This window comes from Nitrospira sp., assembly GCA_024998565.1.
Taxonomy (GTDB): Bacteria; Nitrospirota; Nitrospiria; order Nitrospirales; family Nitrospiraceae; genus Nitrospira_A.
The window spans coordinates 121,882-142,467 of sequence record JACOEM010000005.1 but is presented as its reverse complement, the minus strand read 5'-3'; the positions used below and the strand labels follow the sequence as shown (position 1 = coordinate 142,467).

Genomic DNA, 20,586 nt, shown 5'->3' with positions numbered 1-20,586 from the left:
CAGTCCCATTTCCCCCAGCCTCACGCCCTGGCTGGCCGACCACTGGGGCTGGACGGCTTCGTTACTCGTGGCCGCACTTATCGCCCTCTGCGCCGGCGTAATGTGGATGAAGATCGATGCGAGCGAGGGGCTAAGGGAGTGAGGCGGTGGCGTGAGTGTTTGACGGGTACAATTACACAAACGTTCGGCGCGGTCATTGTACGTCGTCACGGACCCTCGCAGCCATCGAGGCGACGCGTGCGACGTCAACACTCATGACGATGTCGACTGAGTCCAACGTCTCGACCGGGAACCACTCCGCCTCCAACGCATCACCGCCCGCCTGCGGGACGCCTGAAATCCACTCGCATAATACGGCGATCAACACATAATGGGTCACCAACTGTCCACTCGCGTTCCGATGGAAGGCGTCGACCGCCGTGAACACGTGCAGCGGGCGCACGACGAGGCCGGTCTCTTCCGCCACCTCCCGTGCAGCGGCAGCCTGGATCGGTTCACCCGGCTCGATCTTGCCACCGGGAAAGCCCCACTTCCCCGCGTCCGGCTGATTCGCGCGGCGGACGAGTAGAATCTGGTCGCCTCGCAACACCACGCCGATCGCCGCCACAACCGGCGTGATGGTCGTGGCCGGCAGCGAGCCCTTCTGCGCTTTCGTCTTGCCATGGTGACTCATGTGATGATTCCTCCAATCCGACGTGTATGAGGCTGCGGAGGCTGGATGCCGTAACCGGGTTGCGTCCACGTCGTGCACGCAGTCGATGAGGGATAGGGCCGGGCCCTGTTCGAAAAACTCTTCGGACCTTCCAGCTTCCATCAATTTCCCCGGATACCGGACTGAAAAACGACGCCGGGATCATCGACGTCTCTCTTACTCCGGTGGGAATCGAAGTTGGGCAGCCGCAAAGTGCAAGGGGGCAGCAATCAGGCTAGGCAGTCTCCGTCACCCTGTCAAGCAGGCCGTACAGTGATGCTCACCGACCGGCGCCGGTTTTCGAAGCGGCATCGATGGCGCGAGTGACGGAAAGTAGGCTGCGCGGTTGACCGGATTCTCGAAGATCCAGGCGAGTAGGTTGTCGGCGTGATGAATGTGGTCTCAAATGTGGGTGGTGTCATGTGGATGAAGATCGATGCGAGCAAGGGGTTGCGGGAGTGAGGGGTTGAGAGACTGAGGGGTTGGGCCATCGTTACCCGGGTCCAGGATATGCACTTGCTCCCCGATCCCCATAGGTTTCGTAGACGTGCTCAAACACTGCGGAGCATTTCTGCTGATACAAGTCCGGCGTATACGCACGCGGAAGCCCCTGGTCTAGGAGATCTTCGATCGTGAGTTTGATCTGCGAGCGGGCCGAGGCCTTCTGACGCCAGTTCAACACCAGAAGCTGCTTTAACTTCTGCAGCATATCCCGGGCGACCTTCTTTACCTCAGCCCGTTCTTCTGTACTCAACTGCGGCGCTGGGCGCGTCAGAATATCGAACACCACGAGTTCTTCTTCGGAGAGACGCTCTCTAATATGCCGTTCCTGCTCTTCGTTCAAACTACAGCTGAGCGCGAGGAGTTCCTTGAACAGTTCGTCAATATTCCGGCTGCCCGCGTTATAGGATTCGATCAGCTCTTCGAACTTCGTCAAATAGTCGGCCCTGGTCCGGTTCACGCGAACGAGTGTGTCCAGTTGGGAACGGATCGCCGCTTTCAGTTGCTCCAGATCGATATTCCTGGTTTTGGACTTTCCAAAACGTTTCGCCAGGGCATCGAAGTCAATCTTTGTCAGGTCGATCACGCCATGACCGGATTTTCCCTGGGGAATGTGAAAGCCATCCGCAGCCACGGAAGCATCCAGAATCTTATTCAGGTCGGCCATCACGGCTGAGATGTCTGCCGGTCCGTCGCCCGTGCGTTCACGGATGGTTTCGGCTATGGTCGTCAGGCAGGCCACGCGCGAGGCACACTCCAGCGCGGAGGGGTCCGGCTTCACCGCTTGGAAGAGAGTCCGTACCCAACTTTCTTGACCGAGAAAGTCCTTGCGAAGGGGATCGGGAGAAATCAGGCATTCGACCGCCTCAGCAATTTTCGTCAGCCGCACAAGAGTCCCCGCTGGAGTCTGCTCAATTTCTTTCAAAGTGACGCCATGCGCACGGCAGAAGGCCTCTGTCTTCGTGATTGCCTGGCGGAGGCTCTCCACGAGCTTTTGCTTGTCCCGGATGGGTTGCTCCCCACCACGGCCTTTGGCATAGATCGCCAGTGCCCTCTCCAACGAAGCAAAGACGTTCGCGTAGTCCACGATGAGGCCGCTATGCTTGCCGGGAAATACGCGGTTGGCTCGGGCAATGGTCTGCATCAGCGTATGGTTCCGCATCGGCTTGTCGAGGTAGATGGTTGAACAGCTCGGCGCATCGAAACCGGTCAGCCACATGGCGCAGACAAAAACAAGGCGCAGCGGGTCTTTCGCCTCTTTGAACTTCTCGTCTAGCCTGTCATCATTCATCCGCTTCCGGTGCGGCGCAATGTCGAGGCTCAGTTTCTTCATGTCCGCAATCTCGTTCTGAGCAGCCGAAACGATCACGGCCATGTCTGTCGTGCGTATGATATCCAGTCGCGCTCTGAGTTCCCTGACGCGATCAGGACTGGCGGGCTTGGTTCCATAGGTGGTGAGCTTGGCCAGCTCCTGCTCGACGCGCTTCTCTTCGGCTTTCCAGTGCGCCCGGACCTTGTCGTGCATCCGCAGGGTTGTCGCCTTGTCGATGGAAATAACCATTGCCTTGCCTTGGAAGCCCCGCCCGAGGAAGTGCTGGACAATGTCTTGAGCAATGGTCTCAAGCCGGTCGTCCCGCGTGAGCAGCTGATATTGCCGCCCCAGTTCTCGCTCCAGCCGTTTCTCCTGCTCTTCGTCCAGTCCGGCGGCTTCGATCAGGTTGTAGATATCGTCGTTGAGGTTCGGATTCTCCAAGCGGAGTTCCGGCGTCCGGTTTTCGTAGAACAACGGCACCGTCGCGCCATCTTCAACCGACTGCTGAAAGTCATAGATGGAGACATAGTCGCCGAATACCTCACGGGTCCGCTCCTCACCTGCAATCAAAGGCGTGCCGGTAAAAGCTAAAAAGAGCGCACGAGGCAGGGCCGCACGCATATTCAGCGCCAGCTGGTCGTATTGGCTCCGGTGCGCTTCGTCGGTCAGGACAATCACATCGGAGCGGTCGCACAGCAGTTCAGGAGTTTGGAATTTATGAATGAGCGTGAAGACATAGCGATGATTCTCACCAAGCAACTGCCGAAGTTGTGCGCCGCTTTGTGCATGGCACCGATCGCTCTCCGTCTCGCTGACAGCGCCACAAGCCTTGAAGGTCTTCGCGATCTGGTCGTCCAGCTCGACACGATCTGTTACCACCACAAAGGTCCAGTTCCCGGAAACCTTGCGAAGGATCTTCTGGGCGAAGAACACCATCGCGAGACTCTTGCCCGACCCCTGCGTCTGCCAGAAGACGCCTCCCTGCCCATGGCCCTGTTTCCGAGCGGCCAAGGTCGCGGCAATTGCATTGTTGACGCCGAGGAATTGGTGATTCTGCCCCAGCACTTTGACCAGCCCCGCCTTGTGCTCGGAGAAGAGGCTGAAGTTTTCGAGCAGATCGAGCAGGCGCGATGGCTCGCAGGTCCCTCGTAGCATCACTTCGAGCGATACGCGGCGTGGTTCATCCTCGCGTTCGATCCGTTTCCACTCGAAGAACCGTTCCCAATCAGCCGTGAGCGATCCCACATGGCTTTCCGTTCCATTGGAAGCGATCATCAGGCCGTTGAACCAGAAGAGGTGGGGAATGTCGGCTTTGTAACAGGTGAGGTTGTCGTCGAACGCCTGCTGCGCCGGCACACCGGGCTTCTTCAACTCGATCACGACGAGAGGCAACCCATTCACAAATCCAACGAGATCAGGCCGACGAGTGTAGAGCGACCCCGTCACGCTGAACTGACTCACCAGGAGGAAGTCATTCGCAGCAGGATTCTCCCAATCGATGACCCTGACACGCTCGGTTTTCTGCCCGCCGCCTTTTGGATCGGGAACGGAAACTGGAATGCCTTCTTTCAGAAGCCCATAGACCTCTCGATTCGCCGCCACGAGGCTCATCGCTGACCGGTCGCGAGCCAGCTCATCTATTGCTGTTGAGAGCGCTTCCGGAGGCAATGTCGGATTGAGACGGCAGAGGGCCGCACGAAGGCGCAAGAGCAAGACGGATTCAGCTTTGGTCTCGCGGCCTAATGTGCTGTGAGGTCCTAAAACCTCCTCTAAGGCTGAGATAGTTTGCCAGCCAAGTTCGGCAAGCAGAGTAATGGCGGGTTGTTCGACGAGCTGGTCTTCAGAGTAGGCGTGGGCCATGCGCCGTTAGGAACGCAGTGGAAGAAATTCATCGCTACTCATCGGTTCATAGCCGGCAGTCAGGCGGCCTTCGAGCTCGACGAGCACGCGCTGATTGTGAGGAGCAGGCGGTGGATTGAGCTGGACGACGCGTGCGGTCATGTTATTCGGTCCACCTGCAACGGCACGCAACACGTCTTGAATCAGGTAACGCGGTGCCCAACCCAACATGAAATAATCGTTGGCCGTCTCAAGCTGGACTGCCAGGCCGGTTGCGGGGTTATTCAACTCGATCGATACCTGTAATGGTTCGCCTGGCCGAAGCCCATTCACCCGATCTTGCGATGGGGCGTTCACATGGCGCCAGCCGTGCAAGAAGAAGCGGCAGGAAAAGCTGCCGTCACGGCGGGCCTGAATTTTAGGGAACACTTCTAAATTGTCCGTCTGTCGCCCTCCCCCGCTGATCGCCAGAATTTCAAACGGGTCCGCTTGCTCCGGAGACAAATCGAGCCGCTGCAGATACTCGGCGTAATCCTCCCGTTTCGTGCTAATGAGCCGATTCTGGAAGAGCGGGAACAGCTCGGAGGATTCGTACAGGGCATCAAACTTCGGAAAAGCGTCAAGCGGTTGAAACCCTGCCTTCTCCTTTGCCTGCAATACGCCACGGGTGTAGGAAAAGCGGTAGTGAGAAGCTTTCGGTTCGGCATCCAATCGGCCGATGGGAAACCAGGCTCGGGTGCCGTCCACATGGTCACCGCGGAGCCGTTTGTCTTGCCAGGCCAGGAATAGGGTTTTCATAAGAGAATGTCTTTGACCCGTCGGAGAGTCACTCGCAGCAACGCCTTTGCAAACTCACGTTGGGCCTGAATGATGGTCTCAGCCGGAACCCGCCCAACTGTATCACAAAGGGCCGCTTCCTGAACATTTTCCACCTGTGGCAACCAGGGCGCAAAATAGTCAGGCCATTTCCGCACTACCAGTTCCAGAAGCTTGAGAGGATTGGCTCCGTGGGCATCGTCGGATCGAAGATAGATTCCTCCCTGGCAACGGTTTCTGCCCGCGTACCACTCGGGACGCCCTGGTTCAGTCAGCCAAGTCGCCAATTTGTCCGGTGGTTCATTCCGACCGAGGGAAGAGGCATGATCGAATGTGGGTGCCATTTCGTGAGTGACCCTTCCATCCTGGTGCATCACCCGAATGAGCGCCCAGTTTTCATGGTGCCGGTCCGTATTCAAGATGAGGGCATCGAGTACGAGATAGCCGGCCATTTGTCGAAAGGCCGATGCCTGCTCCTGCGGATCGGAGAAGACATGCGAGATCGCAGCCAGGATATTTTCGACGGTGTGGTCGCTCTGACGAAACTGCTTGGTACGGTCGTAGCCGAACCCCGCGCCGGCCAGTAAGTCATTGCCGTGAATCAATTCGGCGCCGGGCCTGGCGAGTTCGGGGAAGCGTCGGCTGATGCAGCCTGGAGATCCGTCAAGGGTGGCGAGTTCAACTCGCGCATGGGGAATATGGAGCAACTCGGCGACTTCGGCCGCCACCTTTTCGGCCCAATGTTCACCAGTGACTTGACCGTTACTGAGCCGGGCATACTTGAAAAGCCAGCGCTCGGAGTCACCGGCGACTTGTACCCACCCCTTCCGTTTGCTGCCCATCTCTTCCGGGGCCAACACATCCTCTTTCCGGAGCGAAATGATGGGATAGGAATCAAGCGGTGGCATGAGATTAGCTTGCTAGAGGGATTTGACCGGACAGCAGCCGCGGAAGCAACAGGTCGCGAGTGCGGCGGAGGTTTTTCATTTGACGTGAATACCCAAGCACAGCGGCACTCATCGGCAGAACAAGCGCATCGAATCGTGCAATCACCTCGACTGGCGGAGATAGCACACGATGGGATTTTAGCTGTGGGCCAGTCCAGCTTGGGAAGGTTGAACCGCTAGTCTGACCGAGAAGTATTGGCAGTTCACTCTCGAAGAGTAACTCGATGAAGCATTGGTACTTGCTGCTAATTCCGCAGACACCACGACCAAGGCAATACATGCCGTCACTCTTCACGTATTTGCCGGTCGTCGAACCTCTGACGCAGACAACAAGGTCGCCTTCTTTGCAGAACTTAGTGGGGTCGGTTGTCCACTTCATCCGCTTCGTGAACCGATCACCAAATTCCACAGGTCCATTCACCAGCGGCGTGCCGTTTCCTTCTTCATTGTAGGTATCACCTTTTGGAGAAAGCCCCATGGTGACTGTCGCAAGTTCTCCCAGCGGCTTCACTTCCCAGCCTTGAGGGATGGGTCCGAGGGGGGAGGAAACCATTTTGACTTTATCGTGGCCGGGGAAGCGGAAGTGGACGAACCACTCGCGGTAGAGGGATCGGGCCATCTCCTCAAGAATTTTGATGCGCCGCTGATTGTTCTCAATCAGGTCATCGTAGGCCGACAGAATGCCCGCGATTTGATCCTGCATTGCTCGCGATGGGAGCGTAATCTCCATTTCTCTGGCCGCACCAACATTAAAATGCTGCTGTGCAACACCAACAAGATTACCTGCGACAGAGGATTTTCCCCATGACGAATTGAAGATTGCGGCGAGGTAGTACGGATTTAGCTTTTCCGACGGCGTGATTACGACTAGATCTGCACAATTCGCCTCTGGCAGAGATTCTGGAATAACGCACGCTGTTCCGGGATAACCAGTACGCACGACGGCAACGTCTCCTGGTCGAAGGGCAGACTTCTTAAGCTTTTCATGAAAAGTTGGCGGAATGTATTTGATGTCGTACAAGTGTAGAGAAAAAGGCGCGATGTTCTGAGACCGCAGGAACGGCACTCCTTCTTCCCTATATTCCTCTGCCATGGGACCAACATGGCCGACTGTGATCCGGTCACAAACGTCCTTAAGCTTCGTTCTTATAATCACTGCAGACGTCATCTTTAGGCTTCGAGAATCTCCGCCACGTTTCTGGCAATGGTTACCTCAAGCTCACGAGCCTGAGCATTGAGAGCTTCGAGTTCTTCATTGAGAGCTTCGAGGTGCTCCTTGAAATCCTCGTCGCTCACTTCCTCTCCCGGTGCCACGCCGACGTAGCGGCCGGGATTCAGGCTCCAGCCCTGCGCTTCGATCTCTTTGATGGTGGCGGCCTTACACAGGCCTGGCACATCGGCGAACCTCAGTTTCTTGCCGAAGACTTCTTTGAGTTTGGCTTCTGCCTCTGGCCCGCCGAGGGTGAAGTCCGGTTCCTCGTCGCGATAGAGCCTCACGACGTTCGCCAACAAGCCGATCTGGCCTTCGGTCCAGTCGCGGTGGGCTCGGTCAACTTGCCGGTAGATTTGCCGCGCATCCAGAAACAGGATCTTGTCGGCGCGAGGCGTCTTCTGTTTCCCCTTGTCCAGAAACCAGAGGGTACAAGGCAGCGTGACGGTGTAGAACATGTTCGGACCGACTGCGACCATGACATCCACCGCGCGGGCTTCAATGAGCTGCTTCCGGATCTCCTGCTCGGATGAGCGCGCATCGGAGGCGCTGTTCGCCATGACGAACCCGGCCCGACCGTTCCCGCTGAGCGTCGAATAGAAGAGCTGAATCCAGAGATAGTTGGCGTTGTCTGTGCGCGGCAGGCCGAAGGGATAGCGGCGGCCTTTACCGACCTCTGCTTCCAGCCGTTCCTTATCGACCGCGTTCACGTTGAACGGAGGATTGGCGAGAACGAAATCGAACTTGCCGGTGCTGTTGTGCAGATCGTCGTAGTAGGTGATGGCTTCTTTAATATCCCCTTCGAGGCCGTGCATAGCCAGGTTCATGCGGCAGAGGGCGACAGTAGCCGCGACCTTTTCCTGCCCATGAATAGCCAATTCTGACGACGGGTTCTTCTTGTTTTGGGCGACGAAGCGGGCGCTTTGGACGAACATGCCGCCGGAGCCGCAGGCCGGGTCCAGGATGCGGCCATGGTAGGGCTCCAAGACTTCGACCAGCAGACGCACGATGCCGGAAGGTGTGTAGAACTCGCCGCCCTTTTGCCCTTCCGTACGGGCGAATTCGCCGAGAAAGTATTCGTAGATGCGACCGAAGGCGTCGTAGTCGATGGTGGCCGGGATCTCTGAGACACGCTTGAGGAGTTCTTTCAGCAGCGTGCTATTAAAGATTTCGTAGGTCTTGGGCAGCACCCCGGCTAGCTGGGGATTGTGTTTTTCAATGTCGCGCATGGCTTCATTGATCGCCTTGCCGGCATTGCTTGCCTCCGGCATATGTAGGAGCTTTTCGAAACGCGCGTTCGGCGTGAGATAGAGCACCCCTTCGGCATGGTAGGCGGCCGGTTCGTCCACGCGTGAGCCGCGCCTGGACGACGAGGCCATTTTCTCCAGACCGGCCCTGATTTTTGCAAAACGCACATCGGCGAAGCGGAGGAAGATGAGGCCCAGGACCGGGGTGGAATATTGCGCGGCGTTGAGGCCGCTATTGGCCCGCAGCTGGTCGGCAGCATCCCAGAGACGCTTTTCCAACGCGTCCGTCGCAGTGTCCTTTTCCGATGGGGCGATCCACTGCATGTATGCTCTCCGTTGGTCGGGATCTCGTATTGGCCGCCGAAGAATAACCTGTTCTCGTCTTTTAATCACCCGCGTTTTTACCGGCAACAGCGACTGGTCGGTGCCTAGGGGACTGGGGGACGTGAAACGTGAAGCGTGAAAGGTGAAACGTATTCCCCAAGAATCGTATCTCGTGAAGAATCTTTCGCTGTGATCGGGAAGGACATGAGTCGCCTCACCGCTTCCATCCTGCTCCCCCATCCAACGGCGTGAATGGCGTGTTGGGGTTGTACTTGTTGATCGGGTTCAACGGATTCTCCGGGCGATACCGATTGATGGGGTTGAACGGATTGTTCGGATTGAATTGGTTGATGGGATTGGCCGGGTTGTTGGGATCATACTGGTTCACGGGGTTAAACGGATTGTCCGGACTGTAGGCATTGGCGGGGTTGAACGGGTTGGCTGGCTGATACTGGTTGATGGGATTGAAGATGTTGAAGTCCCGCTGGTACTTCTCATCGAATCCCGGCTCTGCCCAGGTTGTTGTCGCCGAGGCCGACGCGAGAAGCATAAATATCGCCGGAAGCCTTGTAGATTGCATGGCCAACCTCCCCTCCTGTCCGCTCACCGGCTACTGTACTCGATGACCGTGACATCCGGGGTCACAGGAGGATAAAAAACCGTCGCTCGTTGTTCGTGAAGCGTATCTCGTGGGGGAAGGAGAAAAGCGGGGGGAAGGGGATCAAGACCAGATCGCCTGGCTTACACGCCATTCCAGACCTCGTCGTCCTGGTTGTCCCACACATGGCGCATGGCCGGCTCCTGTGCCTGTTTCAATTCTTCGGTGAGACGATCCCGGAGGCCATGCTTCATTTCAATGTATCCGATGAAATCTAGGACCTCTTGCGCGAGGGGGTCCGGAAGTTTCTGTGCTTCCTTGAAGATTTTCTCCGCCGTCGACATCGATGCCTCCTTTTCAGGCCACCAGCGCCACATGTAACAGGTGCATTATGGTCTGAAGACCATCCGGACACAACTGTTAGGCATTCTCCTACACCCCCTTCTGGTCAGCGGCGCGGAGCACGGGCACGATATACATCAGGGATAACTCGCTCGTGAAACCTCACTCGTCCGCTGGGCCTTGAGCCACCCCTGCCCATCAGGCGCGGTTGACCTCCGCCGGTTGAGGGACGCCGGACGAATCCAGTTGATAGGCGTAGGCCTCTTTCATCTGGACGTTTCCGCTGTCGGTATAGACGAACAGGCGTTTGCCGTCGGTGCGTGTTTTCACGAGGCCATAGGCGGTGCGGCTGAATCCGTAGAATGGCCCCCGTTTCTTGGCCTTCTTCTCGTCCTGCAGACGGGACGGCCCCTCCTCCTCAAAGAACGCGACCAACTCGGTCACGAAGATGAGCGGTTCGGGGACTCGCGACCATTTTCCCAGGGCTCCCATGAGCGTGGCTCGCGGATGGATGTATTCTTTGCGCGCGCTTTCGTCCCCGCTCGACACGACGCTCACGATCGGCGAGACGGCTTGAATGAAGGCGCCGGAGAAATCGGCCGACCCATGGTGGGGTACTTTGAACACTTCCGATCGTAAGTTTAGGTTGCCCCGGTTGTGTTCCCGCGCCAGAGTCCTGCTGGCTTCATCGTTGAGATCGCCTGAAAATAGGAAGCTGAAGCCGCCATAGACCAGACGGAAAACGATCGAGTGGCCGTTGATGGTGTGGGAGGCAGAGTGGCCGGTGAAGCCTTCGTCGCTCTCGCTCAGCGAGTCATGCCCGATCCTCGGTCCTTTGGGTGGTTCTCCGAGAAACTTCAGCGCCGGTTGGCCGCCCACGGTGGTGGTCATCGGCCCCAAGGTCTCGATGCGCAGATCGCCCAGATTGAAAAACTCAAAGGCCTGGTTGTCTCCGAACTGGAGACGCCGGAACGCTACTTCACTCCGGCTGTTGTAGGTGGCCAAGGTGTTTTTCCATTCTCGAAACGGCTCGTTCATGTCCGCATCGGCCACGTCGAGCAGATTGTCTTCCAGCCCCGTGAGGTAGAGTTGTCCGTTGACTGTTTTGGTCGGCCCCAGCAGTTTGGTGTCGGGAACGGCCTTGTTGTTGATCTTGCTCGGGCGCTTCACGATGCCGTTGTGATAGACCCGCTTCGGCTGCATGAAGAGGCGCTTGCGTTTTACCTTGTTCGTTTCCGACTTGAGAATCTCCGGAAGGCCGGCGAAATGGTCCGCATCTCCATGGGTGACGAGGATGCAGTCGATGGGTTGTGGCTTCTCGGCCGTGGTCCCTCGAAATCGTCCGGCCAGGTACCGCGCGAACATCTGGTTGTCTCCCCCATCGACCAGGATGATCTTCCCGTCCGGCGATTCGATCACCGAGCCGTCGCCCTGCTGGACATCGACGAAATTGACCTTCAGGACCTGATTGTCTGCGAGGGGCCTGGTCAGGTTAGCGATTTTGATGGGTTTGGTTGGTTCGATATAGCCGGTGATGGATTCGGGGAGGATGCTGCCGTCGGGTTTTTCGCGAAAGACGGTGATGGCCACTTCCAGGTGTGTGGCGGCGACCTTTAACACCGTGACTTCGTCGCCCCAGGCAATGGTCCGGATGAGCTTCTTCCGTCCCCGCTGTTCCCACACATCCGCCAGATCGACATTGAGCACCATTGTGTCAGGCATAGGCCCTCCCTCGCACGCTGTTGATAAAGACTGCCGGCGGCGTTCTCGGTCGCACGTCTCCCTGCGACGTATGGGAGATAAAACGGGACTACTGGTGGAGTATATCCGTTCGCCAGGAGTATCTGTCACGGCGAACGGGTCAAACGAAGTTTGGTATGTACCTCCTCAGTCGCCGTGCTTCCTGCGGCCTTCCCGGACAGCCTTTCTGAACAGCCTGCGAACAATTGTCGTGTCCCTGGTCTCACGCTGCAGCCTCGCTGGATGGCTTTGTTGAGCAGCCTGCGGGTGCAGGCGATTTCCCGACTGTGCTTCCATTGGGCGTAACCGTCCGCTGAGCTCGGTCATCGGCGGCTCGATGGTTTCGACAGAGAATACGCCGTTCACCGTGAGAAATCACGTCTGTCAAAACGGAGGCTGTCGTTCGTGATGCGTCGTCCGGTGCATGCCGGATCGGCCCTCTTGCCGTTGGAATCCCCGCCCTGTTACATTTGCGCCATGACCATGCAATTTCAGAAAAAAGATCCGCGTGCCACGATCACCACCAAGTTCGGGGAAATCAGGATTAAGTTCTACCCGGACGATGCCCCGCGCCATGTGGAAAACTTCATCAACTTGGCGAAGATGGGCTTCTACGACGACACCACGTTTCATCGCGTGGTGCCGGGGTTCATCATCCAGGGCGGAGATCCGCTGAGCAAGACATCCGATCGGCTCTCGCACGGCACGGGCGGGCCGGGGTACTTTCTGAATCCCGAGCCGAACGACCGGCCGCATAAACGCGGCGCCATTTCCATGGCGAAAATGCCGCGCGACGGCAGCAGCACCAGAGATTTCAATGACAACGGGTCGCAGTTCTTTATCTCGATCCAGGATAACGGCGGATTGGACCGACGCTATTCCATCTTCGGTGAAATCATCCGGGGGATCGAAATCATCGACATGATCGCGAAGCTGCCCTGCGACGAGCGCGACAACCCGCTCGAGCCGATTCGCATGAAGGTGACGGTGAAGGAATAGGCTTGGCACTACTCCTTCGATTCGTTACTCCCGAAATACAATGATTCCACCTCAAGCCTCAGAGGCCCCCTCACTCTTCACTTGGCTCCAATTCATGAGTGTGAAATAATCGCGCGTGGCTAAGAGATTTCAGTATCGTTTTGAGTGGGATCGAACCAAAGCCCGCAGCAATATTCGCAAACACAGTATTCCATTCGAACGGGCCGCCTCTATCTTTCTAGATCCGGACGCTCTCTCTGAGTTTGACGAGCAGCATAGTGATCAGGAGGAGCGGTGGATTACGCTTGGTATGGACAGTGCTGGGGTAGTTCTTGTCGCCTGCCACACGTTTCAAGAGACAAGCAATGAGAGCGCGACAATTAGGTTGATATCTGCCCGGAAAGCGACGAGGAACGAAGTGAAGCAATATCGGAGGGTGTAATATGAAACGCGAGTACGATTTTTCTAAAGCGGTTCGTGGAAAATTCTTCCGAAAACACGCTGATTTGCACTTGCCCATTTACGTCGATAGTGCGACGCGACGAGGGCTCGAGCGGATTGCAAAGAGAAACGGAAAGCCTGTTGCAGAACTCGTGAATCAGCTCCTCAAAAAAGATGTTGAGTTTCTGGAATCGTTATCTTGAATTATAGGGTCTGCAGCCTACTGTATCGCTCTGCTACCGTCACAAGGAATCCCCCCTCCGCATGTTTCTGGGGTATTCGTATGCCTTTCCGTGACGGATTGACGCCCTTCCCGTTTTCCTTCACAACCATTGCTCTGAGTTAAGACATCGTTTTGACTTTTAGGGCGGCAGTGCGCTTTCCACTCTGGTTTTTTCCGTTTCGAGCATGAGTCACATAAGGTAAAGGAGCACGCCTAGGGTGCTGGTGAAACGAGTCATTCTCATGGGCTTTCTCCTGGCAGCCATAGCGCTGTCCGGGTGCGACACGGAACGTCACCGTCTGATGACCGACCACTATCCCTCTTACCCCGACGGCGTGCGCTGGGCCATCGATCGCGGGAAGATTCTGCGCGGCATGAACCAGGATCAGGTCTACCTCGCACTCGGGTCGCCGGTCTGTAAAAAAGACGTGGAGGACGAAGGCCGGATGGTCACGGTCTGGCTCTACCCGCCCATCGGCCGGGATGCCTGCATCACAAGCGCCTTTCGTGTGTACTTCGAAGAAGGCGTCGTCACCACCTGGGATCGCTTTACCATACCCACCAGATATACCGATCCGGCCGGCGGCATGCCCGCGTATTAGCAGGCTGCTCACAAAGGCCGCCCAGCGTCGTTCTCGCATCATTCAGAGCCTCAACGTACCTAGGATGACGGCGTGACTTCCGGCGCAGGCTGCTCAAAAAGCCGTCTACCGAGGGCGGAGGATTGCAGGTTGCTCAAACAGGTCATCCAGCGAGGCCGCATCCGAGGAAAGCACCGGAGGCGTGACAGTCTTACCCGCCCACCCTGAGCCTGCCGGGACAGGCTCTTTTCCCATGGGGGCTACGTTGAGGATGGTTTCGAGGGGAGAACGAAGCTGGGTGCCTGTTTCAGAAGGTTTCACGCAGAACGGTCAAAACGATGGTCCACCTAGGCCGCAGCTAGCGAAGGAGCGAGGCGTACCTAGGATGACGGCGTGACTTCCGGCGCAGGCTGCTCAAAAAGTTCGCCCAGCAAGGCCGCAGGCGAGAGAAAACCGGAGGCGTAGCCTCTGGCTACGTTGAGGATTTTGTCGAGCTGAGAACGCAGGTGGCGGGCTTTTTCAGCAGCCTGACCTAGAAGAAGGCCATGCTGGCATAGGTCACCGTCGAATTATACTGATCCGTGATTCCGCGATCGTACCGCAGTACCTGGCCCGTTTCCGCTTGAATCAACCGCAGCAAGGAGTAGATCGGTGAGAAGCCGGAGATGCGTCGCTGATCGTTTTCTTTTTGAATGAACTTCGCGAACTCTTCCGGGTCTCGGTTCTCGACGTGCTTGAGCATTTCGAGATCGATCTGCATGCAGCGGTGGAAGGAGAAATCCGTCGGCGGCGCCGAGTCGCCGTACCGCATGCCGATGTGGGCCAGTTCCGCTCCCACGACCACACAGTAGTTCTTGCCGGTCGCCACGAGGGCGTCTTTCAGGGCCTGAAGAAACGTCTCGACCTGCTCCCGTATTTGCGGATCGCGCAGGCTGTCCGCCGAAAACGATGTGAGGATCGGAACAATCGTAAACGGCCGGTCCTTGCCGAGACTCTCTTGCAGGAACGGCAGCTGAAATTCCAATGCATGTTCATTGTGATGTGCCAATTCGTCGGTGAAGGCTGAAGGAATGTGCTCGCGCAGGCGATCGGTGACCGTGCGGTCGACCTTCACGAGCCCCAATGGTGTCTCGAAATCTTTGTCCGTCATCGCCACCGGATGTTCGAGCCCTGAGTAGGCGGTGCCGATGAGCACGTACAGGTCCGGCTGCTGGGCTTCCTGTAATTCTTTGTAGGCCCAGGCATAGATCGGTCCGGCATGTTTCAGTTCATAGGTCGGCGCGACGAGCCCCTTGATGAGCTTACCCGCATGCTCGGACTTCTTGACCTCCGGTCCCTCTTTCGAAATGAAGAACCCGTTGATCTGGGCGCGGAGTTTGGCGGCGTCGGCTTCGTAACTGCGGCCGGCAAACTGCGGGAGTCGCGCGGGGGCCTGGCGATAGGCGGTCAACGCCTGTTGCTTGGCCTGTTCGGTGCGTGTTCCTTCCAGGAAGAGTTTCGTGTCCAGATCGGCGAGTAGCTGCTCGACCTTATTCGGCATGAGGAACTCGCCGAACCGCTTCAGGTAGAGCGCGCCGATATCCTGGACGCTGTGCTCCCCGTCGAGGTGCTGCACGATGAAGAAATAATTCATCGGCAGGACCAGTCGTTCCTTGCTCAACCCGGTCGGGTCCCAGAGGACAATGTACTGCTCCTCCCCTTCCTTGATCGGCGAGAATTGGAGGTTACGCAACAGCGGGTACTGCGCAGGATCTTTGGCGGCGATGGTCGGCGTTGATTCCATAATGAGCGGCATTGTAGCGGAGCGAACTTCTCAGGCGCAAGGTGGGCAAGGTCAGTCGTGAAAGGTCAAACATGAAACGTGAAACGTCTCTCGTGGGGGGAGAAGATGCGTCTCTCGGATCGAACGACGAGATACGAGCGACGAACGACGGCACCGGGTGTCAGCCCGGTGCCTACTGTTTCGGCGGATGGGCGCTGCCGCGCCGGCTGAGGACAATCAGGGTGGCGACGGTCAAGAGGAAGAGCCAGAGCGTGGGACGACCGTAGGAGGCGTCGGAGAATTCAATCAGGTCCGTGAGGCGGCCGATCAGCAGCGACATGCGGGCCATGACGGTATAGCCGAAGGCTGCGCCGAAGGAGATCATGAGAAAGAGGATGCCGGCGCGCGCAACCGCCTTGCCCGGTCCTGAATGTTCTACCGAGAAGAAGAAATAGAACAGGACCGAGACTACCCCGATCAGAATGATGATGCCGTTTACATGGCTTGCGGGGTTCAGGAGCGAATAGTCGAACGTGATGCCGCCGCCCGGGGCCACGGCCAGGAGCGGGCGAACCGTGTCCTCGATCTGTTTCAGAATAAACGATGAAATGGTGCGGGGGATGGCAAGTCCGGCGCCGATGCCCACGATAAAGGCGAAGGCATAGCGCGAGAGCCAGGCGGCCTTGGGCACGTAACGCGTGAGCATGAGCATGCCGATGGCGACCGGGATCAGCAGCGACCATTCGCCCTTGTCGAGGATCGGGCGCACGATGAGGGTCATGACCACCGTGTCGTACGTTTTAACGATCGTATACCCGAGTGACACGCCGACGTAGAGATGTTCGGCGAGTTTGAACAGTGGGTTGTCTTCATACAGGAACGACAGGATGAAGAGGGTCAACCCTGTGGCGATCCAGGCGCCGAGAATGACGTCGAACGAAAGATCCATGCGGCTACGATCCTATCCCGTCGTGCCGGCGCTGCTGCCGCCGCAACGAGAAGTAAAAGATGTTACAGATGGCAACGAGCACGATGATGGCGAGGTGCGTGGCCGATTGCGCATCCATCCCGGCGACCGCTTTCCCCTTCTGCCCGATCAAGGTTTCGTATTCCGCCGCTCCGCGCAAGCCGCCGATCAAGCCGTTGATCTGGCCGCTGCGTAGCAACGGATAGAGGCCGGGCGCAATGACGCCGGTGCAGCCGCCTCCGAGTTCGAACTTATATTTGTCCTTGCCGAAGACGTACCAGGCTTCGACCCCGGGATTGCCTGCACCCAAACTCACCGCATAGGTCACATCGCGCAGGTTCTGCACCCCGGCCAGCACCGGCAGGCCCTTGGTTGCCTTGCCGCCATAGTCCGCCGGGAAGGCGTTGTAGAGGTCCTGCCCCATGTTCAGGATCACGGCGCTGCCGCCGGGACTCCAGCCCAGGAAGACATAGTCCTTCCCGTTTTCCTTGCCCGCTTCCTTCGCGGTTTGCGACAGGATTTGATCGGCCAACCCGGTTCCGGACACCCAGAGGGTCATGGCGACCACGCGCAGATTCTTCTTGAAGGCATGACGCAGGATCGCGATGGCCTGCGGATAGAGCTCGGGTTTGGACGCGGGATCGAAGTCCAGCGATAACAGGAAGACCGACCCTTCGGGCAAACCTTCGATGTAGTCGTAGACCCCGCGCACTTCCGACGAAATCTTGATGGGCAGTCCCACGGGAAAGAGCAACGGCAGGAGCGTACAGAGACCGATCACCAGAAAGATGATCCGCCGGTCGATCCGCAACATGCGTTCAGCGAAGGTCACGCTTGCTCCCGGACGTGAAACGTAAAAGGTGAAACGTGAAAGGGAAAGCGGGCACTCCGTGCCCCGTGAAACGTCAAACGTAAAACGTCAGACGGTAGAGAGTCGAGAGGAGGGCACTTACGTTTCACCTCTAACCTTTCACGTCTCACGCGTTATTCTTTGCCTCCGCCCAGATACGACCGCTCGACGCCGAAGATGATCTTGAACGAGAGGGCGATCGCGCCCAGGCTGACGCCGATCAAAATGGCGCGCCGCACAGACGCGTTTAAGACATTCAGAATCCAGCTGGAGAGGTCCCCGCTGATCGGCAACAGGTATTCCCCGAGCGGCACCCGGCCCATCATCACAATGACGGCGGCCACCAACAATACCGCCGCCTCGCGGCTGCGCGCCCGGAACGACCGGTAGGCGGCGGAGGCGATGAAGAAAGCCAGGATCGCGAACATGGTCCCTTGCAGCGGCACGAGGGTGTAGGAGTAGACCCATCCAAAAGACGTCAGCGCCCCGTCGATACTTTCCTTGCCGCCGTTCCAGAGCCCCACGATGATGGTGCCGAGCATGCCGACATAGAGGACGAGGCTGTAGGCCCATCCGGCTTCCTTCCGCCGGATTTTGGACGCATGCACGTGAAAGAGGCTGGTAATGCCCAGCACGAGCGCGAAGCCGCCGATGATCTGCAGCCATTTGGTCACGGTGGTCAGCAGTTGTTCCGAGGCCGGATGCGGCACGTAGTACTGCGCGGCCATGACGAGGCCGGTGACCATCGTAATGAGCAACGGCAACTGTCGGCGAAGGAACATCATTTGAGATCCTTGAAGAGGTCGAGCAGCGGTTGCGCCCAGTTGTTGCCGGTGATGACGGCGAGCGTGGCCAGCAACGTTCCGACTCCGATCACGCCCAAGACGAACGCCTTGCCCAAGTCCTGGCCGCGCAGGGTGCCGATCTGGATCGGCTCTTTCGACAGGTAGGCGCTGGCGGCATAGAGTTCTTCGCCGATCAGGGTGTAGTCGCAGGTCGTGACGAAGAACGGCAGCTGGTGATCGGAGTCGGTCCCGGCGATTTGAATCGCGCCGGTGCTGGCGCCGGTTTCCGTCAGCAACAGCGATTCGGCAAAGTATGAGCCCATGAAAAAGTTGGCCGCCGGTTTTCGGCGCAGCATGATACCGTCTACCGCCGCGGTGTAACTGAACTGGTCGCTCGTAATGAAAAAGTTCGCGTCGTCCTTGAAGAGATCCGGCTTGCCGGCTTCCATATACGCTTGTTTGGTAATTTCCTGGCAGACGGCCATGGTGATCGGCTCGCGGTGCGGGACCAGCAACTCGGTCTCATACGCGGCGGCCTTCTTGGCCACGCGCCCCAGGATGACGGCGGCGGCGATGGTCGAAGGGTCGTTCATGTCGTGCGCCCCGGTCATGTAGAGGATCGGCTTGCCCAATTCCGTGGCGCGCCCGATGGCTTCATCGACGGCATCCAGCCCGGGAATACGCCGTAAGAAGATCTCTTTCCGCTTGGCCAGGTTGATGGCGTAAAACACGATGCCGCCGAACATCAAGGCCAGCACCAGGTTGTTCACTTGGTTCCAGTTCATCCAGTTCGGTTCAGGCGAGGCGACGATCGGCAACGCGATGAATCGTTCCTGGCCGTTCATCGCCGCGACGGTGACGGCGTAGGACTGGGCCGCCTTGAGCTCGATGCCTTTTCCGTTCTTGAGCAGGAAGATGTGGTCGCCGGGGGCGCCGGATCTTGTCCACCAGGCGGTCTTGCCCTCGCGGACATAGCGGGTGTTGGACGGAAATTCCGCCACGACTTTCCATGCGGATGGGTCGGAAGGCACGCTGCCCTCATGCAGCAGGATTTGATACTTCCATGCGGCGCTGTCGCTGGCCGAGGGAGCCCAGAGAACCGTGAGGCTGCCTCCTCCGTCGCTGGGTGTGTCGATGACCCGAAGCTGCTGCGGGAGGGTCTGTGCCAAGAGGAGCGACGGGAGGCACGCGAGCATCGCGATGGCGAGGGACAGAATGCGAAGGCGAGGCTGTATGCGGATCATGCTCCCTCGATCACTTCGATGTTGGCGCGGGGCACCACGGTGGTCGTGCCGTCGGGAAAGCGGACTTCGAGTACGCGGACTTCACTTTCCGTCGGGATCGCTCTGAGCTCCGACGGCAATCCGGACACTGCCCCGATCTTGCCGAACAACGGATCGCGGATGATCCGCACGGGATCGCCGAGTTGAATCCCTTCGCGCTCGACCCGGTCCGGCCGGGCGGCGGTGTGTGAGGTCTGTGGAATGATGATTTCCGGACGAATCACGCCGGCGCGGATTTGCGTCGCGCCAGAAACAGAGGCCTTGTGCCCGGCCTGGGCGGACAGCAACGCAAACGTCTTGGGCGCCATCGGGATCGTGCCGAAGCCTTCCGTCAGGATCAACGTGAAGCCCACCTGCTCGGTGCCGGTAATGGCCACGCCCAGATCATACCCGAGGAGCGCGCGCAGATCTTTGTCGTGAATCCCGCCGACGACGAGACCGATGACGCCGAGTTCCTTCGCGCGGGTCATGGTGGCGGCGGAGAGGAACGCGCCCCCGATCACGATCTTACCTTTCATCGCCGGCGTCAACTGCTCAGGCATCAGGGGATGATCCGGCGCCGTGACACCCATGACCAATTCTCCGCTGGTCTCCCCGCCGATGCCGAAGATGCCCTGCACCAGACTGCAGGAGGTTTCGACCGTCACGCCCTGTTCGGGGTGCACGTCGACGATCGAGCCGTCGATGTAGCCGCGCAATTCGAGGATCCGCGGTGGTTCCCGCAACAGAATCTGCCCGGTGATGGTGGAGACGGACTCCACCTTGCCGGTGATGGGCGAGCGAATTTCCGTCTTAAACCATTTGATGAACGGTTTATTCTCCGCCAGCACGTCGTCTTTCTGGACGGCATCGTTTTCCTTCTTGATCAGGTAGTCGTTGATCTCATCCGGCGCGATGCCCAGCTGGTTGGCCAGGTTGAGCGGGACGACCTTGCCCGGCAACTCGGCGCGGGCCACCGCCGTATCGGCGTGCACCGCGTCCCCCACCTTGACCAGGACGGTCCCGGGCAGCGGCAGGATACGCCTCCGGCGAACGGTGGTTCGTTCGGTGACGGTCAGACCTGGTGTATACGAATGCGCCATAATCGGTTGCTGAAAATGCCCTACCGCTTCGTTCTCAGTTGCTCGCTCCCCTCACCGTACAACTTCC

The 20,586-nt window shown here is 58.2% G+C and carries 19 protein-coding genes; 4 read left to right on the top strand and 15 right to left on the bottom strand.

The genetic code is table 11. From position 1 onward, the window contains the following. Positions 1-193 precede the first annotated feature (193 nt). From H8K11_10170 to H8K11_10130, 9 genes are all read right to left on the bottom strand, one after another. A complete protein-coding gene (locus H8K11_10170) occupies positions 194-673 on the bottom strand; it encodes an NUDIX hydrolase (protein MCS6264112.1) in 480 nt (159 codons plus the stop codon). Positions 674-1,184: 511 nt separating this feature from the next. After that, positions 1,185-4,364, bottom strand: coding sequence for a type I restriction endonuclease subunit R (locus tag H8K11_10165; GenBank protein MCS6264111.1), 3,180 nt, complete (start codon positions 4,362-4,364; stop codon positions 1,185-1,187). 6 nt (positions 4,365-4,370) lie between these two features. Further along, the gene (locus tag H8K11_10160) at positions 4,371-5,141 is read right to left on the bottom strand and encodes an HIRAN domain-containing protein (protein ID MCS6264110.1); all 771 of its coding nucleotides are present in this window, start codon (positions 5,139-5,141) and stop codon (positions 4,371-4,373) included. Next, entirely contained in the window at positions 5,138-6,067 is a 930-nt protein-coding gene (locus H8K11_10155; protein MCS6264109.1) for a HipA domain-containing protein, read from the bottom strand. The genes H8K11_10160 and H8K11_10155 overlap by 4 nt, the downstream gene beginning before the upstream one ends. 4 nt (positions 6,068-6,071) lie before the next feature. After that, positions 6,072-7,274 (bottom strand): restriction endonuclease subunit S, encoded by a 1,203-nt coding sequence (locus H8K11_10150; protein MCS6264108.1) that lies wholly within the window; start codon positions 7,272-7,274, stop codon positions 6,072-6,074. A gap of 2 nt (positions 7,275-7,276) precedes the next feature. After that, a complete protein-coding gene (locus H8K11_10145) occupies positions 7,277-8,887 on the bottom strand; it encodes an SAM-dependent DNA methyltransferase (GenBank protein MCS6264107.1) in 1,611 nt (536 codons plus the stop codon). A 214-nt stretch (positions 8,888-9,101) separates the two neighbouring features. Further along, the gene (locus H8K11_10140; GenBank protein MCS6264106.1) at positions 9,102-9,347 is read right to left on the bottom strand and encodes a hypothetical protein; all 246 of its coding nucleotides are present in this window, start codon (positions 9,345-9,347) and stop codon (positions 9,102-9,104) included. Positions 9,348-9,628: 281 nt separating this feature from the next. Next, positions 9,629-9,829: a hypothetical protein gene (locus tag H8K11_10135; GenBank protein MCS6264105.1), complete on the bottom strand. Its 201-nt coding sequence runs from the start codon at positions 9,827-9,829 to the stop codon at positions 9,629-9,631. A gap of 196 nt (positions 9,830-10,025) precedes the next feature. Next, the gene (locus tag H8K11_10130) at positions 10,026-11,549 is read right to left on the bottom strand and encodes an MBL fold metallo-hydrolase (GenBank protein ID MCS6264104.1); all 1,524 of its coding nucleotides are present in this window, start codon (positions 11,547-11,549) and stop codon (positions 10,026-10,028) included. Between the two features lie 426 nt (positions 11,550-11,975). Here H8K11_10130 and H8K11_10125 point away from each other — a divergent pair, with 426 nt between their 5' ends. From H8K11_10125 to H8K11_10110, 4 genes are all read left to right on the top strand, one after another. Continuing rightward, positions 11,976-12,566 carry a peptidylprolyl isomerase gene (locus H8K11_10125; GenBank protein ID MCS6264103.1) on the top strand — a complete coding sequence of 197 codons (591 nt, stop codon included), beginning with the start codon at positions 11,976-11,978 and terminating at the stop codon, positions 12,564-12,566. 115 nt (positions 12,567-12,681) lie between these two features. After that, positions 12,682-12,987: a BrnT family toxin gene (locus H8K11_10120; protein ID MCS6264102.1), complete on the top strand. Its 306-nt coding sequence runs from the start codon at positions 12,682-12,684 to the stop codon at positions 12,985-12,987. Between the two features lies 1 nt (position 12,988). Further along, complete coding sequence (locus H8K11_10115) at positions 12,989-13,189, top strand: hypothetical protein (GenBank protein MCS6264101.1); 201 nt, start codon at positions 12,989-12,991, stop codon at positions 13,187-13,189. Between the two features lie 238 nt (positions 13,190-13,427). Then, complete coding sequence (locus H8K11_10110; GenBank protein MCS6264100.1) at positions 13,428-13,811, top strand: hypothetical protein; 384 nt, start codon at positions 13,428-13,430, stop codon at positions 13,809-13,811. Positions 13,812-14,322: 511 nt separating this feature from the next. Here the strand turns inward: H8K11_10110 and amrB are convergent. From amrB to H8K11_10080, 6 genes are all read right to left on the bottom strand, one after another. Continuing rightward, positions 14,323-15,585, bottom strand: coding sequence for an AmmeMemoRadiSam system protein B (gene amrB, locus H8K11_10105; protein ID MCS6264099.1), 1,263 nt, complete (start codon positions 15,583-15,585; stop codon positions 14,323-14,325). A gap of 160 nt (positions 15,586-15,745) precedes the next feature. Continuing rightward, positions 15,746-16,501 carry a hypothetical protein gene (locus H8K11_10100; GenBank protein MCS6264098.1) on the bottom strand — a complete coding sequence of 252 codons (756 nt, stop codon included), beginning with the start codon at positions 16,499-16,501 and terminating at the stop codon, positions 15,746-15,748. Positions 16,502-16,505: 4 nt separating this feature from the next. Beyond that, entirely contained in the window at positions 16,506-17,351 is an 846-nt protein-coding gene (locus H8K11_10095; protein ID MCS6264097.1) for a hypothetical protein, read from the bottom strand. A gap of 152 nt (positions 17,352-17,503) precedes the next feature. Next, on the bottom strand, positions 17,504-18,154 hold the full coding sequence (locus H8K11_10090) for a hypothetical protein (protein ID MCS6264096.1): 651 nt from the start codon (positions 18,152-18,154) through the stop codon (positions 17,504-17,506). Next, positions 18,151-19,398: a hypothetical protein gene (locus H8K11_10085; protein MCS6264095.1), complete on the bottom strand. Its 1,248-nt coding sequence runs from the start codon at positions 19,396-19,398 to the stop codon at positions 18,151-18,153. The genes H8K11_10090 and H8K11_10085 overlap by 4 nt, the downstream gene beginning before the upstream one ends. Next, positions 19,395-20,519, bottom strand: coding sequence for a hypothetical protein (locus tag H8K11_10080; GenBank protein ID MCS6264094.1), 1,125 nt, complete (start codon positions 20,517-20,519; stop codon positions 19,395-19,397). The genes H8K11_10085 and H8K11_10080 overlap by 4 nt, the downstream gene beginning before the upstream one ends. Positions 20,520-20,586: the final 67 nt, after the last annotated feature.

Bases quoted from the DNA above. Each gene is read 5' to 3' on its own strand.
- H8K11_10100 (MCS6264098.1), bottom strand. From the start codon at position 16,501: ATGGATCTTTCGTTCGACGTCATTCTCGGCGCCTGGATCGCCACAGGG.
- H8K11_10080 (MCS6264094.1), bottom strand. From the start codon at position 20,519: ATGGCGCATTCGTATACACCAGGTCTGACCGTCACCGAACGAACCACC.
- H8K11_10135 (MCS6264105.1), bottom strand. From the start codon at position 9,829: ATGTCGACGGCGGAGAAAATCTTCAAGGAAGCACAGAAACTTCCGGAC.
- H8K11_10155 (MCS6264109.1), bottom strand. From the start codon at position 6,067: ATGCCACCGCTTGATTCCTATCCCATCATTTCGCTCCGGAAAGAGGAT.
- H8K11_10130 (MCS6264104.1), bottom strand. From the start codon at position 11,549: ATGCCTGACACAATGGTGCTCAATGTCGATCTGGCGGATGTGTGGGAA.
- H8K11_10115 (MCS6264101.1), top strand. From the start codon at position 12,989: ATGAAACGCGAGTACGATTTTTCTAAAGCGGTTCGTGGAAAATTCTTC.
- H8K11_10090 (MCS6264096.1), bottom strand. From the start codon at position 18,154: ATGATGTTCCTTCGCCGACAGTTGCCGTTGCTCATTACGATGGTCACC.
- H8K11_10145 (MCS6264107.1), bottom strand. From the start codon at position 8,887: ATGCAGTGGATCGCCCCATCGGAAAAGGACACTGCGACGGACGCGTTG.
- H8K11_10150 (MCS6264108.1), bottom strand. From the start codon at position 7,274: ATGACGTCTGCAGTGATTATAAGAACGAAGCTTAAGGACGTTTGTGAC.
- H8K11_10165 (MCS6264111.1), bottom strand. From the start codon at position 4,364: ATGGCCCACGCCTACTCTGAAGACCAGCTCGTCGAACAACCCGCCATT.
- H8K11_10125 (MCS6264103.1), top strand. From the start codon at position 11,976: ATGCGTCGTCCGGTGCATGCCGGATCGGCCCTCTTGCCGTTGGAATCC.
- amrB (MCS6264099.1), bottom strand. From the start codon at position 15,585: ATGCCGCTCATTATGGAATCAACGCCGACCATCGCCGCCAAAGATCCT.
- H8K11_10160 (MCS6264110.1), bottom strand. From the start codon at position 5,141: ATGAAAACCCTATTCCTGGCCTGGCAAGACAAACGGCTCCGCGGTGAC.
- H8K11_10170 (MCS6264112.1), bottom strand. From the start codon at position 673: ATGAGTCACCATGGCAAGACGAAAGCGCAGAAGGGCTCGCTGCCGGCC.
- H8K11_10085 (MCS6264095.1), bottom strand. From the start codon at position 19,398: ATGATCCGCATACAGCCTCGCCTTCGCATTCTGTCCCTCGCCATCGCG.